This is a genomic window from Metallibacterium sp., assembly GCF_054637675.1.
Genome location: NZ_JBTSRB010000015.1, coordinates 1 through 14,021, shown reverse-complemented (window position 1 = coordinate 14,021; position 14,021 = coordinate 1). Strand labels below are relative to the sequence as shown.

Annotated in this window: 15 protein-coding genes; 11 read left to right on the top strand and 4 right to left on the bottom strand. The window is 66.3% G+C overall.

Annotated features, from left to right (window positions below):
• Positions 1 to 120 precede the first annotated feature (120 nt).
• The 4 genes from ppk1 to ACYDAT_RS06880 form a co-directional block, all read right to left on the bottom strand.
• Positions 121 to 2,193 carry a polyphosphate kinase 1 gene (gene ppk1 / locus ACYDAT_RS06895; protein WP_461438374.1) on the bottom strand — a complete coding sequence of 691 codons (2,073 nt, stop codon included), beginning with the start codon at positions 2,191 to 2,193 and terminating at the stop codon, positions 121 to 123.
• A gap of 69 nt (positions 2,194 to 2,262) precedes the next feature.
• On the bottom strand, positions 2,263 to 3,537 hold the full coding sequence (gene phoR, locus ACYDAT_RS06890; RefSeq protein WP_461449178.1) for a phosphate regulon sensor histidine kinase PhoR: 1,275 nt from the start codon (positions 3,535 to 3,537) through the stop codon (positions 2,263 to 2,265).
• Positions 3,538 to 3,540: 3 nt separating this feature from the next.
• Complete coding sequence (gene phoB / locus ACYDAT_RS06885; RefSeq protein WP_461438372.1) at positions 3,541 to 4,230, bottom strand: phosphate regulon transcriptional regulator PhoB; 690 nt, start codon at positions 4,228 to 4,230, stop codon at positions 3,541 to 3,543.
• 165 nt (positions 4,231 to 4,395) lie between these two features.
• Entirely contained in the window at positions 4,396 to 6,033 is a 1,638-nt protein-coding gene (locus ACYDAT_RS06880) for a M48 family metalloprotease (protein ID WP_461449176.1), read from the bottom strand.
• A 218-nt stretch (positions 6,034 to 6,251) separates the two neighbouring features.
• Between ACYDAT_RS06880 and grxC the strand changes: the two genes are divergently transcribed.
• The 11 genes from grxC to tmk all read left to right on the top strand — a co-directional run.
• A complete protein-coding gene (gene grxC / locus ACYDAT_RS06875) occupies positions 6,252 to 6,548 on the top strand; it encodes a glutaredoxin 3 (RefSeq protein WP_461449174.1) in 297 nt (98 codons plus the stop codon).
• Positions 6,545 to 6,922 (top strand): carboxymuconolactone decarboxylase family protein, encoded by a 378-nt coding sequence (locus ACYDAT_RS06870; RefSeq protein WP_461449172.1) that lies wholly within the window; start codon positions 6,545 to 6,547, stop codon positions 6,920 to 6,922. Before grxC ends, ACYDAT_RS06870 begins: the two co-directional genes overlap by 4 nt.
• Before the next feature lie 50 nt (positions 6,923 to 6,972).
• Complete coding sequence (locus ACYDAT_RS06865; protein ID WP_461438368.1) at positions 6,973 to 7,479, top strand: YceD family protein; 507 nt, start codon at positions 6,973 to 6,975, stop codon at positions 7,477 to 7,479.
• Positions 7,480 to 7,498: 19 nt separating this feature from the next.
• A complete protein-coding gene (gene rpmF, locus ACYDAT_RS06860) occupies positions 7,499 to 7,693 on the top strand; it encodes a 50S ribosomal protein L32 (protein ID WP_461438367.1) in 195 nt (64 codons plus the stop codon).
• Positions 7,694 to 7,769: 76 nt separating this feature from the next.
• Entirely contained in the window at positions 7,770 to 8,738 is a 969-nt protein-coding gene (locus ACYDAT_RS06855) for a beta-ketoacyl-ACP synthase III (RefSeq protein ID WP_461449170.1), read from the top strand.
• Between the two features lie 88 nt (positions 8,739 to 8,826).
• The gene (fabD, locus tag ACYDAT_RS06850) at positions 8,827 to 9,813 is read left to right on the top strand and encodes an ACP S-malonyltransferase (RefSeq protein ID WP_461438365.1); all 987 of its coding nucleotides are present in this window, start codon (positions 8,827 to 8,829) and stop codon (positions 9,811 to 9,813) included.
• A 130-nt stretch (positions 9,814 to 9,943) separates the two neighbouring features.
• Positions 9,944 to 10,687, top strand: coding sequence for a 3-oxoacyl-ACP reductase FabG (gene fabG, locus ACYDAT_RS06845; protein WP_461449168.1), 744 nt, complete (start codon positions 9,944 to 9,946; stop codon positions 10,685 to 10,687).
• A 93-nt stretch (positions 10,688 to 10,780) separates the two neighbouring features.
• On the top strand, positions 10,781 to 11,020 hold the full coding sequence (gene acpP / locus ACYDAT_RS06840) for an acyl carrier protein (protein WP_081128385.1): 240 nt from the start codon (positions 10,781 to 10,783) through the stop codon (positions 11,018 to 11,020).
• Positions 11,021 to 11,161: 141 nt separating this feature from the next.
• Positions 11,162 to 12,400: a beta-ketoacyl-ACP synthase II gene (gene fabF, locus ACYDAT_RS06835; RefSeq protein WP_461438363.1), complete on the top strand. Its 1,239-nt coding sequence runs from the start codon at positions 11,162 to 11,164 to the stop codon at positions 12,398 to 12,400.
• A 148-nt stretch (positions 12,401 to 12,548) separates the two neighbouring features.
• Positions 12,549 to 13,577, top strand: a complete 1,029-nt coding sequence (mltG, locus tag ACYDAT_RS06830) for an endolytic transglycosylase MltG (RefSeq protein WP_461438362.1) — start codon at positions 12,549 to 12,551, stop codon at positions 13,575 to 13,577.
• Positions 13,574 to 14,021 (top strand): dTMP kinase (tmk, locus tag ACYDAT_RS06825; RefSeq protein ID WP_461449166.1); only part of this gene is annotated, 448 nt, incomplete at its 3' end. The genes mltG and tmk, both read left to right, overlap by 4 nt.

Below are 14,021 nucleotides of genomic sequence, written 5' to 3'. Positions count from 1 at the left end.
GAATGAAGGCCGCGGGGCCGGGGCGAGGACGAAGTATTTTACTCCGCCCCCGTATTGACGCCAGCGGCTGCGCGCTGCGGTGCAGCGGCACGCATGAGCGCGGTTGCGTGCGGTGGGGACTCAGCCGGTGAGCTTGGCCAGCAGCGTGCGCTGCGCCGAGTGCGCGGGACCGTCGCCGCGCGCAGCGCGCTCGTAGCGGCCATCCGGCTGCAGAATCCAAGCCTGCGCGTTGTCGCTGATATAATTCGCCAGCGTCTCGTCATAGACGCGTTGCGCAAGTGTTGCGTCGAGGATCGGAAAGCACACCTCGATACGCTGCATCAGGTTGCGCTCCATCCAGTCGGCGCTGGAGCAGAACAGCTCCGGCGCGCCGTCATTGGCGAACCAGTACACGCGGCTGTGCTCCAGAAACCGCCCGACAATCGAACGCACGCGGATGCGCTCGGAAATGCCAGGCAGGCCCGGGCGCAGCGTGCAGGCGCCGCGCACGATCAGGTCGATCTCGACCCCGGCGGCCGAGGCGCGATACAGCGCCTCGACTACGCCGGGCTCGTTGAGCGCGTTCATGCGCGCGATGATGCGTGCTGGCTTGTCCGCGCCAGCGTGGCTGATTTCGCGCTCGATGCGTTGCAGCAATCCCTTGTAAAGCGTGAACGGCGATTGCAGCAGGCGCGTCAGTTTGATCGTCGGTCCCAGCCCGGAAAGCTGCTGGAACACCTTGTGCACGTCCTCGCCGATTTCGGCATGCGCGGTCATCAGGCCGATGTCGGTGTATAGACGCGAGGTGATCTGGTGATAGTTGCCGGTGGACAGATGCACATAGCGACGCAGCTTGCGGCCCTCGCGGCGCACCACCAGCAGCATCTTGGCGTGAGTCTTGTAGCCGACCACGCCGTAGACCACCTGCACGCCCGCGCTCTGCAGGCGATTGGCGAGGCGAATGTTGGCTTCCTCGTCGAAGCGCGCGCGCAGTTCCACCACCACGGTCACGTCCTTGCCGGCGCGCGCCGCTTCGACCAGATGCTCGACCAGTGGTGAGTCGCTGCCGACGCGGTACAACGTTTGCTTGACCGCCAGTACATCGGGATCGGTAGCCGCCTGGCGCAGCATCTCCATCACCGACTGGAACGACTCGTAGGGATGATGCAGCAGCACGTCGCGCTTGCCGACCACCTCGAACACATTGGCGCCTTGCGCCAGCGCGGGACTGAGGCGCGGGGTGAACGGCCGGAACTTGAGATCGGCGCGATCCACCTGGTCGAAGATCGAGACCACGCGGCTGAGATTGACCGGCCCGGCGCAGCGATACACGTCCTGCTCGCTCAACTCGAAATTGGCCATCAGCAGATCGGTGATCGGCTTGGGGCAGTTTTCGGCAACCTCCAGGCGCACCGGGCGCGCGAAGCCGCGCTCGATCAACTCGGCGGTCAGCGCGCTGGCGAGGTTCTCGACTTCCTCTTCCTCCACGGTCAGCTCGCTGTTGCGGGTGACGCGGAACTGATACGAGCCCTGCACCTTGAAGCCGGGAAACATCTCGTCGGCGAACTGTTGCAGCAGCCCGGCCAGAAACACGAACTCGCAAGGCGCGTCGGAAACCTGCGCCGGCAGGCGGATCAGTCGTGGCAGCGAGCGCGGTGCGCGCACCAGCGCCATGTGTCCGGCGCGGCCGAAGGCGTCGCGGCCTTCCAGCACCACGGCGATGTTCAGGCTCTTGTTAAGAATGCGCGGGAACGGATGCGCCGGGTCCAGCCCCAGCGGCGACAGCACCGGCAGGATCTCGTTGCGGAAATAGCCCTGCAGCCAGCGTTTCTGGCGCGCGCTCCAGCGGTCGCGGGTGAGGAAGCGCACACCTTCCTCGGCCAGCGCCGGCTGCAATTCCTCGGCCCACACGCGGTATTGCTCGCCGACCAGCTCCAGCGCGCGTTCGCGGATGCGCGCCAGCACTTCGCCGGGCGCCAGCCCGTCCGGGCCGGGGCGCGCATCGCCATAGCTGATGTGCTGGCGCAACACGGCGACACGCACCTCGAAGAACTCGTCCAGATTGCTGGACGAGATGCACATGAAGCGCATGCGTTCCAGCAGCGGCATGCGCGGATCGCGCGCCTGCGCCAGCACGCGGAAGTTGAATTCCAGCGCCGCGAGTTCGCGGTTGAGATACAGCTCGTTGCGGGAAAGGTCGGTCAATGCGTCCATGGATCGGTCCGTGCGGCCCGCCAGCATCGCGCGCGCGGCGATTTGCGGCAAGCCTGCGCCTGTGCTGCCTCAGTCCACGGGCGCCGCATCGGCTGCGGCGATCGGCAGCAGCATGCGCGCGGCCGGGAACAGCGCGGTGAAGGTCGAGCCTTGGCCTGGCTCGCTGCGGATCTCGATGCGCGCCTGATGCATGCCCAGCGCGTGCTTGACGATGGACAGTCCCAGTCCGGTACCGCCGCTGTCACGCGAGCGGCTGGAGGATACGCGGTAGAAGCGCTCGGTGAGACGGCTGATGTGATGTGCGGGGATGCCGTAGCCGGTGTCGATCACCGAAAATGCGCCGTTGCCATCGTCGCGCCGCTCCCAGCGAATGCGGATGCCGCCGCCGCTGGGGGTGTAGCGCACGGCGTTGCTGACCAGATTCGAGCAGGCGCTGTGCAGATCCTTCAGCGAGCCGAACAAGTCGGCGGGAGTTTCGACTTCCAGCGTGATGCGGTGGCGGCCCTGGCTGAGCGCCTCGGCCTCGCGACGCAGCGTGGCCAGCAGTGGCGCCATCGCCACGGGCTCCTCGTTGGCGCCGGTCTGGGTTTCCAGGCGCGACAGGGTCAGCAGATCCTCGACGATTTGCGCCATGCGCTTGGATTGCCCGCGCATGTCGTTGAGCACGCCAGCCAGTTGCGGCACGTCTTCCGGATCGAGCAATTCGAGATAGCCGTGGATCACCGTCAGCGGCGTGCGCAACTCGTGCGAGACGTTGGCCACGAAATCGCGGCGCATCTGCTCCAGCCGTGCCAGCGTGCTGATGTCGCGCGCCAGCAGCAGGCGTTGCGATTCACCAACCGGGATCAGCGACAGTGACAGATGGCGCAGCGGATCTTGCGGCGCTGGCGCGTCTTGCAAAGGCTCGTTGGCGCCCGCGGCCAGCCAGTCGCCGATGGCCGTGTCGCGCAGTTGCTCGCGCAGATTGCAGTGCAGATGCAGTGGCCGCTGCAAGCCCAGCAGGGCGCCAGCGGCGGGGTTGAACCACAGCGCGTGACATTGATCATCCAGCAGCACTACCGCGTCGGGCAGCGCCGCCACGGCGTTGCGCAGCGCACGGAACTGCGCCGCCAGCAGGCGCACGCGGCGCGGATCGTGGCCAGGGTGCGCGGGCGTATCGGCAGGCGTGACGCTGGGCGCGGGGAGGGAACGCAAACGTTGCATGGACCAGGACATCCAGATGAGCGCAAGAGCGGCGGCCACGGCGAACCCGGCCAGCGGTTGACGCACAAGATAAGCAAGCAAGGTGACAGCCAGCAGCCAGCCGCCGAGCAGAACTGCGTTGATCAGGCGGCTGCGCGGCATGCCTCAGGCGTCGGCGGAGAGGCGGTAACCGGCGCTGCGCACGGTTTGCACCATGGCGTCGAGGCCGAACGGTTCGAGGGTTTTGCGCAGGCGGCGGATATGCACGTCCACGGTGCGCTCCTCGACGTACACGCTGCTGCCCCAGATGTGATCGAGCAATTGCGTGCGCGAGTACACGCGGTCCGGGTGGGTCATGAAAAAGTGCAGCAGGCGGTACTCGGTGGGGCCGATCGGCACCGGCTGCGCGTCGGCGTGCACGCGATGCGCGGGGCCATCGAGGCGCAGCTTGCCGACCTCGACCATGCCCTCGCCATCCTCGCCCTGACTGCGGCGCAGCACCGCGCGGATGCGCGCCACCAGTTCGCGCGAGGAGAACGGCTTGACCACGTAATCATCGACGCCGGCCTCGAGGCCGTTGACGCGATCCATCTCCTCGCCGCGCGCGGTGAGCATGATGATCGGCACCTCGCGCGAGATCTGCTCCTTGCGCAGGCGCCGCGCCAAGTCCAGCCCGCTGAGTCCGGGCAGCATCCAGTCCAGCAGAATCAGATCGGGCACTTTATCCGCGATCGCCAGTTGCGCGGCGCGCGCGTCGGCGGCGTGGATCGGGTCCATGCCTGCCTTGCGCAGGGCGAATGCGACCATGTCGCGGATCGATGCCTCGTCTTCGACGATCAAGATGCGCTTTTGCACGATGCAATCCCCGGCGGTTGACGGGATTATTGCAGTCTTCCGATATTGCAGCGCGATGACAAAAATGCATCTGCGGCGTGCATTGCGTTGCTTGGAGCGGGTTGGCAGCGCTCGGCAAGGCTGTTGGCCGCGTTTGCGCAGACTGTCGCTGTCATGCACTTGTCATCAGAGACTGTCGCCGCCGTCCGCACCGACCGAGTGGGCGCGCAGGCGGCGCTGGTCCAGCACGATCGGCGTAAGCCAGGCGATGCGCGCATCGATGCGCGCGCGCTGCGCGTAATCCAGATCGGAGCGCTGACTCAGGCGCGTGAGCTGGTCCAGTGCCGCGGCGGCGTGACCGGACAGAAACGTGGCATCGGCAAAGGCCTCGGCGGCGCGGATTTTCAGCCCGGCCAGCTCGGCGGCGCGACCATAGATGCGGTACACCTCGGGGGCGTCGCTGTCGTTCAGTTGCGGGCGCAGCAGGGCTTCGGCCCTGGCGCCTTCGGCCTGGTTCGCGCCGAGGATCAGGGCACTGGCATAGTCCAGCGCGACGGCCTGGTTGCGCGGCCAGTCGTGGCTGATGCGCGCGTAGTGCGCCAGTGCTTGCGCGCGTTGCCCAGCCAGCAGTTCGGCGTGCGCCACGGCCAGGCGCAGCGGCAGGTTGTCAGGGTCTTGCGCGAGCAACGGTGCGAGCTGCTTGAGCGCGGCGTCGGCGTGGTTGCTGCGCATCAGCACCAGTGCGTAGCCGTAATGATTGGACGGGATATCGAAACTCGGATGGCGTACGAGATTGTCGGCGTAGTAGCGCGCCAGACTGTTCAAATCGGTGCTGCAGAGCACGCGCACACGCTCGCGCATCATCAGGTAGTAATCGTGTGCGGCTTTGCTGCCGGGCGCATCGCTGCGCTGCGCTGCGCTGAACCAATCATCCGGCTGTCGCAGCATCGGCACCGGCACCAGTGAGGTTTCCCACGTGGGCAGCCGCGCGCTGGTGGGGGGCAGCGATTGGCGCTGCGCCATCTGCGCCTTGAGTGTGTGCGCGCGTGCCTCGGCCTCGGCGATGCGCAGCGTGGTCACCGGGTGGTCTTGCAGCAGCGCCGGCACTTCATAACCGCCACTGTCGGCGCGCAGCAGCAGTTGCATGCGACTGAAGAATTCAGCCATGCCATCCGGATCGAAGCCGGCGTTGGCCAGCGTCTGGATGCCTACGCGATCGGCCTCGGCCTCGTCCTTGCGCGTAAAGTTGATCTGCCGCTGCAGCGCCAGACCCTTTCCCAGCGAAGCGATGGCCATGGGCGCGTTGACGTTGCTGCTGCCGACCGCCGCGGCCAGCGCGCCCAGCATGGCCAATGCATACAGCGGTGTGGTCTTCCTGGCATCGTCGAAGGCGCGCTGCAGATGATGCTGCTCGATGTGACTGATTTCATGCGCCATCACCGCGGCCAGTTCGTCCTCGCTTTGCGTCGCGGTGATCAGGCCCGAGTTGATGCCGACGTAGCCGCCGGGCGCTGCGAACGAGTTGATCACGTCCTCGCGCGGGATGAAAAAGGTGAAGCGGGTCTTGGGCGATTCGCTGCTGGACACCAGCCGGTAGCCCAGCGCGTTGATGTATTGCGTGGCCAGCGGATCATCCAGAACCAGGCCCAGCGCGCGCATCTGGCGCAGCATGGACGCGCCGTAGGCTTCGGCTTCGGCCTGGGTGAAGGCCTGGTCGGCATTGCTGCCCAGATGTGGCAGACGCACATCGTCCTGGGCGGTTGCGGCGGGGATCAGCGCAACGGCGGCGAGGCACGAGGACAGCAGCAGGGGGCGCAAACGCATGGGCGAGGCGGAATCGGAGTTGCATTACGTTAGCCGCAGTCCGTTGCGCCCGCCAGCGCGGTACAACGATCTTCAAGCCGCGCTTTGCACAACGCGGCCGCGGCTTTTGCGTGCATGGCTTGATGTTTCGCGCCTGCAACCTCATCGTGCGTGACGTGCGCGCGCTCGTTCCCATTCGCGAATGACGTGCAGAATCCTCATCTCGATTCGCCTCGAATATGTTCATCAAGCAGGAGTTCGCAGTGTCGCAGCCCCCCATCCTCATCTACACCACGGCGGTATGCCCGTACTGCGTGGCCGCCAAGAACCTGCTCAAGGCGCGCGGCCTCGGCTACAACGAAATGCGCGTGGACAGCGACCCCGCAGCGCGTGAAACCATGCTGGCGCGCAGCGCCGGGCGGCGCACGGTGCCGCAGATCTTCATCGGTGCGCAGCATGTCGGCGGTTTCGATGACCTGGCTGCGGCCGATCGCGACGGTCGCCTCGCCGCATGGCTGACGGAGCAGGGCACATGAACGAGCGCATCCAGCAGTTCACCGAATTTCGCCAGCGCATGAACACGCGCATTCTCGAGCACGACAATCAGGTCGTGCGACGCTTCTTCGCGCTGGACACGCAGTGCTACAAGAACGGCGCGCTGGAGGTGAAAACCAAGGAGATGCTGGGCCTGGTGGCATCGCTGGTGTTGCGTTGCGATGATTGCGTGAGCTACCACGTGGCGCAGTGCCGGCAAGCCGGGGTCAGCCGCGAGGAAATGCTGGAGATCTTTCAGGTCGGCCTGCTGGTGGGTGGGTCGATCGTGATTCCGCATCTGCGCCGCGCGGTGGATTTTCTCGATCAGATCGAGGCCACGCCCGAAGCGAGCGCGGCGCCGCAAGCCCCCGGCTGAGCGTTGCAAGCGATTGACTTGGCGCCGTGCGCTGCTAACATTCCGCCTTCATGTCCGCGCATCTGCCCGAGTCGGTGGACGCCTGGCGCATGGTTTCCGCGCGGCGGTCCTTTATCGGATCCTTTCCCGTTGCCAGGCTGGCGAGGCTGCGGCCGCTGCTGGCCGGTGACTCGGGGGATGTGAACTATCAGCTCGAATTCGGCCGCGATGATCTGGGCGCGGCCTATCTTGAGTTGCAGGTTCGCGCGGCGGTCGATCTGTTGTGCCAACGCACGCTGGAGCCTTTTCGCACCATGCTGGCGCTGGACCTGCGGCTCGGCCTGATCCGCGACGAGGCCGATGAATTCGCCCTGCCGCCAGGCTACGAGGCGCTACTGGTGCAGGACTCGATTCGTCTGGAGGATGTGATCGAGGACGAATTGCTGCTGGCGTTGCCGCTGGTGCCGGTGCGTCCCGGCAGCGAGAGCGCGATCGCGCCCTGGCAAGCCAAAGCGCAGGAACCTGTTGCAACGCCCCCGCATCCGTTTGCGGGATTGCACAAACTGAAACACGACTGAGAGTTATCGGAGATACCCCATGGCAGTGCAAAAAAGCCGCAAGACGCCCTCCCGGCGTGGCATGCGTCGTTCCCACGACGCGCTGGTGCCGGTGCAATTGGCTACCGATCCGACCAGCGGCGAAGTGCATCGTCGCCATCACATCACCAAGGACGGCTACTACCGCGGCAAGAAGGTCATCCAGACCCGGGCCGCTGTCGTCGACGAAGACTGAGCCTGCGGCTCCACTGCGCGCGCACGGCCGTCCAACGCGGCCGTGGACAAGCTCGAATCTTCCGGGGACAGGTCTGATGTACTCACGCATCGCCGGCACGGGCAGCTATCTGCCCAGCCACGTTGTCACCAACGCTGACCTCGAACGCCTGGTCGAAACCAGCGACGAGTGGATTCGTTCGCGCACCGGCATCCGCGAACGGCGCAAGGCGGCCGAGGGCGAAACCACCGGCGACCTGTCGTTTCATGCCGCGACTGCGGCGCTGGCCAGCGCCGGCGTCGAAGCGCGTGATCTGGACCTGATCATCGTTGGCACAACCACGCCGGATCTCATCTTCCCGTCCACCGCCTGCCTGCTGCAGCATCGCCTGGGCGCCAACGGCTGCGCGGCGTTCGATGTCAACGCGGCGTGCTCGGGATTCCTCTACGCGCTGGGCGTGGCCGACAATTTCATCCGCGCCGGCAGCGCGCGCAAGGCGCTGGTGGTCGGCGCCGAGACGCTGACGCGCATGGTCGACTGGGGCGATCGTGCCACCTGTGTGCTGTTTGGCGATGGCGCTGGCGCCGTGGTGCTGGAAGCCAGCGCCGAGCCTGGCATCCTGGCCACCAAGCTGCACGCCGACGGTGGCCACAAGGATCTGCTGTACAGCCCGGTGGGTGTGTCGGTGGGTTTCCATGCCAACGAGTCCAATGCCGGCGTGTGCATTCGCATGAGCGGCAACGAAGTGTTCAAGGTCGCGGTGCGCACGCTGGATCGCATCGTCGGAGAAACGCTGGAAGCCGCGGGTGTGGGCGAAGCGCAGGTCGACTGGCTGATCCCGCACCAGGCCAACCTGCGCATCATCGAAGCTACCGCCAGACGCTTGCACCTGCCGATGGAGCGCGTGATCGTCACCGTCGATCGCCACGGCAACACCTCGTCTGCATCGGTGCCGCTGGCGCTGGATGAGGCGGTGCGCTCGGGCAAGGTGCAGCGCGGCCAGACCCTGTTGCTGGAGGCCTTCGGTGGCGGCTTCACCTGGGCTTCGGCGCTGATCCGCTACTAATGCCGGGACCGGGGATCCGGGACTCGTGTTTGCAACGGTATTGGCGCATTCCGCGCCCACACACGCACATTGTTCGATGGCATACGTCATGAATGCAGTTTCCCGAGTCCCGAGTCCCGAGTCCCCAGTCCCGAATCTGGCATTCGTGTTCCCCGGTCAGGGCTCACAGGCAGTTGGCATGCTGTCCGAGTTGGCCGCGCAACATGTCGAGATCGAAGCGGCGTTTGCCGAAGCCTCGGCGGCCGTAAGCCATGATTTGTGGGCGCTCGCGCAGCAGGGGCCGGAGGATCAGCTCAACCGCACCGAGCACACCCAGCCGGCGCTGCTGGCGGCGGGCATCGCAGTGTGGCGTGTTTGGCGCAAGCTGGGCGGCGCGCTGCCGGAGCTGATGGCCGGGCACAGTCTGGGCGAGTACACCGCGCTGGTTGCCGCCGATGCGCTTGATCTGGACGAGGCCGCGGCCTTGGTGGCCGAGCGTGGGCGCTTGATGCAAGAGGCCGTGCCGCAGGGCGAGGGTGCCATGGCGGCGCTGCTGGGCGGCGACGATGCCATGATCGCCGAGGTCTGCGTGCAAGTCGCCGAGGGTCAGATCGTGGCGCCAGCCAATTTCAACGCACCGGGCCAGACCGTGATCGCCGGCCAAGCCGAGGCGGTGGATCGCGCACTGGCGCTGCTGGCCGAGCGTGGCGTGCGCAAGGCCATCCGTCTGCCGGTGTCGGTACCCTCGCACTGTGAACTGATGCGCGAGGCTTCGGCGCGACTGGCCGAGCGCATGGCCAGCATTGCCTGGCGCATGCCGGTGGTTCCGGTCGTACAAAACGTCGAGGCGCGCGCCTATGGCAGCATTGAATACATCCGCGCTGCGCTGGAGCGCCAACTGTACATGCCGGTGCGCTGGACCGAGAGTGTGCAGGCGCTGGCCGCGCTGGGCATCACGCGCGTGGCCGAGTGCGGGCCAGGCAAGGTGCTGAGTGGCTTGGTCAAGCGCATCGACAAGTCCATCGACGCGCGTGCGCTGGGCACGCCGGCCGAGCTGGATGCGGCGCTGGGCGCGTGGCGGGTGGCGCATGGCTGACCGGTTGGATGTCGGGGATCGCGCAGTGACAGTGGAAAATGGGCAGTCGGGAGTTGCAACTGCCAGCCAGGCTTTTGAGCATGTTGGCACGCGAACAAGTTGACGCATTGCATTGATTCGTGGAGTTTCGATGAACACTTCTCTGGCTGGTGAAATCGCGCTGGTGACCGGCGCCAGCCGCGGCATCGGCGCGGCGATCGCCGATACCCTCGCCGCCGCCGGTGCGCGCGTGATTGGCACCGCCACCAGCGCCGCCGGCGCCGAGGCCATCGGTCAGCGTCTGGCCGCGCACGGCGGGCAGGGGCGTGTGCTCAATGTCACCGACGACGGCGCAGTCGAGGCGCTGATCGAGTCCATCATCATGGAGCACGGTGCGCTGTCGATCCTGGTCAACAACGCGGGTATCACCCGCGATCAGCTGTTGCTGCGCATGAAGGACGAGGACTGGCGGGCGGTCCTGGATACCAACCTGAGCTCGGTGTATCGCACCAGCAAGGCCGTGCTGCGCAGCATGATGAAGGCGCGCAAGGGGCGCATCATCAGTATTGCCTCGGTGGTCGGCGTCACCGGCAATCCGGGGCAAACCAATTATGCTGCGGCCAAGGCTGGCATCATCGCGTTTTCCAAATCCTTGGCGCGCGAGATCGGCTCGCGTGGCATCACCGTCAACGTGGTCGCGCCGGGTTTCATCGATACCGACATGACGCGCGCGCTGGGCGAGGATCAGCGCAAGATGCTTGAAGCCACGATCGCGCTGGGTCGCCTTGGCAAGCCCGAGGACATCGCCCAGGCGGTATTGTTTTTGGCCTCGTCGGCTGCGGCCTACATCACCGGCGAGACCCTGCACGTCAACGGTGGCATGTACATGCCGTGATCGACTCCACGGGGCGCTGCGCACGGCGAGTAGCGACACCCTTGCTTTCACACTACAATGCGCCGGCTTTTTTACCGCGAGGCTATGCAACCCATGAGCACCATCGAAGAACGCGTCAAGAAGATCGTTGTCGAGCAGCTGGGCGTGAAAGAGGACGATGTCACCGCCACGGCTTCGTTCGTGGACGATCTGGGTGCCGACTCGCTGGATACCGTCGAGCTGGTGATGGCGCTCGAGGAAGAGTTCGAATGCGAGATCCCCGACGAGGAAGCCGAGAAGATCACCACCGTGCAGCAGGCGGTCGATTACATCAAGGCGCACGTCAAGGCCTGAGCCTGCGTGGTTGGCGGCCGCTGCCGCGGCGAAAACAGCAAAGCTGCGTCGCGAGACGCAGCTTTCGTTTTGTATACATCCCTGCGCTTGCGTATGGCGTGCGCAGCCAGTCAATCGGGTGTGACCCGAGGTAGGTAGAGCGTGAGCAAGCGGCGCGTCGTGATCACGGGCATGGGCATCAAGTCGCCGGTCGGCAATGATCTGGTCAGCGCCTGGTGCGCGATCCGTGAAGGCCGCAGCGGCATCGGTCCGCTCACCCAGTTCGATGCGGCCACGTTTCCCACACGCATCGCCGGCGAGGTGCGCGACTTCGATCCCGCCGCTTACGTGCCGGCCAAGGATGTCAAGAAGATGGACCCGTTCATCCACTACGGCGTCGCCGCCGCGATGGACGCGCTCAAGGACGCCGGCCTGCACCCGCACGAGCACGACGCCGAGCGCATCGGCGTAGCCGTCGGCGCGGGCATCGGCGGCATCGCCACCATCGAGCGCACCAGCATCACCTTCCACGAGGGTGGGGTGCGCAAGATCTCGCCGTTCTTCGTGCCCAGCTCGATCATCAACATGATCTCGGGCAACCTTTCGATCATGCTGGGCCTGAAAGGCCCCAACATCGCCTGCGTCACCGCCTGCACTACGGCCACGCACAACCTCGGCTTGGCCATGCGCATGATCCAGTACGGCGATGCCGACGCGATGATCGCTGGCGGCTCCGAATACGCCACCAGTGGCACCGCGGTGGGCGGCTTTTGCGCGGCGCGCGCGCTGTCCACGCGCAACGATGAGCCGATGCGCGCCAGCCGTCCGTGGGATCGCGATCGCGACGGTTTCGTGCTGTCCAACGGTGCCGGCGTGCTAGTGCTCGAGGATTACCAGCACGCGCGCAAGCGCGGCGCGCGCATCTACTGTGAACTGACCGGCTTCGGCATGAGCGGCGATGCGTTCCATATCACCGCGCCCAGCGAAAGCGGCGAGGGCGGCGCGCGCTGCATGAAGAACGCGCTGCGCGATGCCGCGCTCAATCCCGAGGACGTGGATTACATCAATGCGCACGGCACCTCGACCCCGGCCGGTGATCTGGCCGAGGTGCAGGGCATCAAGAGCCTGTTCGGCGCCGCGGCGCACAAGCTCATGGTCAGCTCGACCAAATCCATGACTGGGCATTTGCTCGGCGCCGCCGGCGGTGTCGAGGCAATCTTCTCGGTGCTGGCGCTGCGCGACGGCGTAGTGCCACCGACCATCAACCTCGATCATCCGGGCGCGGGCTGCGATCTGGATTTCGTGCCCAACACTGCACGCCAGGCGCCGCTGCGCGTGATTCTGTCCAACTCGTTCGGATTCGGCGGCACCAACGGTACGCTGGTGTTCCGCGCGCTCTGAATTCCATCAATGTACGCAGCGTGGGCTCCAGGCGCATTGGTCTGCTCGCGGAATACGGTTAGGCTTTCGCGCTGGGTCTGGCAGCGCTCACGGATGCTGCGCTGCAGGCCGTGTTCGCCGCGCGCGGCGTCCGAACGGGAGTGACGGCATGAACAAGGCGCAGGGTTGGCGCGTGACTGTGATGGCGATCATCGCCGTCGCGGTGCTGGCCATCGTCGCGGCGGCTTGGCTGTATCGCGATTACCGCGACTTTGCCGGTGCGCCGCTGGCGCAGACTGCGGCACACAGTATCGATATCCCGCGCGGCGCGACTTTGCGATCAATCATTGCAATGTTACGGCAGCGAGGCGTCACGCACGCGCCGGAGCTGTACTGGCGCGCGCTGGCCGCCAGCATGGGCGTTAGCGATCGCCTGCACGCCGGCGAGTACGCGCTCGATGCCAAGCTGACTCCGCGCACGCTGCTGACGCGCATGGCCGAAGGTCGCGTGGTGCAGCACATGTTCACCCTGGTCGATGGCTGGACCTTCGCCCAGGTGCGCGCGGCGCTGGCGCAGGCGCCCAAACTGCGCCACACGCTGCAAAATCTCAGTGACGCGCAAGTGGCGCAGCGCCTCGGCATCGACGGCCCCAATCCCGAAGGCTGGCTGTTGCCGCAGACCTACGCCTACGTGCTGGGTGATTCCGATCTGGACGTGTTGCGCCGCGCGCACGCGGCCATGCAGCGCACGCTGGCCGCGGACTGGGCGGCGCGCGCTCCGGGGTTGCCGCTGCAGACGCCGTATCAGGCGTTGATCCTGGCCTCGATCGTGGAGAAGGAATCCGCGCTGGCCAGCGAGCGACCGCGTATCGCCGGCGTGTTCGTGCGGCGTCTTGAAATCGGCATGAAGCTGCAGACCGATCCCAGTGTCATCTACGGTCTCGGCGCGGCTTACCACGGTGACATCACGCGCAAGGATCTGGAAACCGACACCGCGTACAACACGTACACGCGCTATGGTCTGCCGCCCACGCCGATCTGCATGCCCGGCGCGCCAGCACTGCAAGCCGCGCTGCATCCGGCGCCGGGCAAGGCGCTGTACTTCGTCGCCAGGGGCAACGGCACGCACCAGTTTTCCGACACCTTGCAGGAGCAAAACCAGGCCGTGGACAAATACATCCTGCACCGGCAGCCATGACACGCGGACGCTTCATTACCCTGGAAGGCGGCGAGGGCGCTGGCAAGAGCACGCTGCTCAGCGGTCTCGAAAGCTGGCTGCGCGCGCAGGGCGTCGATCCGCTGCGCACGCGCGAGCCCGGCGGCACCGCACTGGGCGAGGCGCTGCGCGCACTGCTGCTCGATCCCGCGCAGGCCGGGCTCAGCGCCGAGGCCGAATTGCTGCTGATGTTCGCCGCGCGCGCCGAGTTGGTGCGCAAGCTCATCGCGCCGGCGCTGGCGGTGGGGCGGTGGGTGCTCAGCGACCGCTACACCGATGCCAGCTACGCCTATCAGGGGGGTGGGCGCGGCCAGCCCGTCGCGCGCATTCGCGCGCTGGAGCAATGGGCCGCGCTGGATCTCAAGCCGGATCGCACGCTGCTGCTCGATCTGCCAGTGGCGGCGGCCCGCGCCCCCGCCGCGGGGC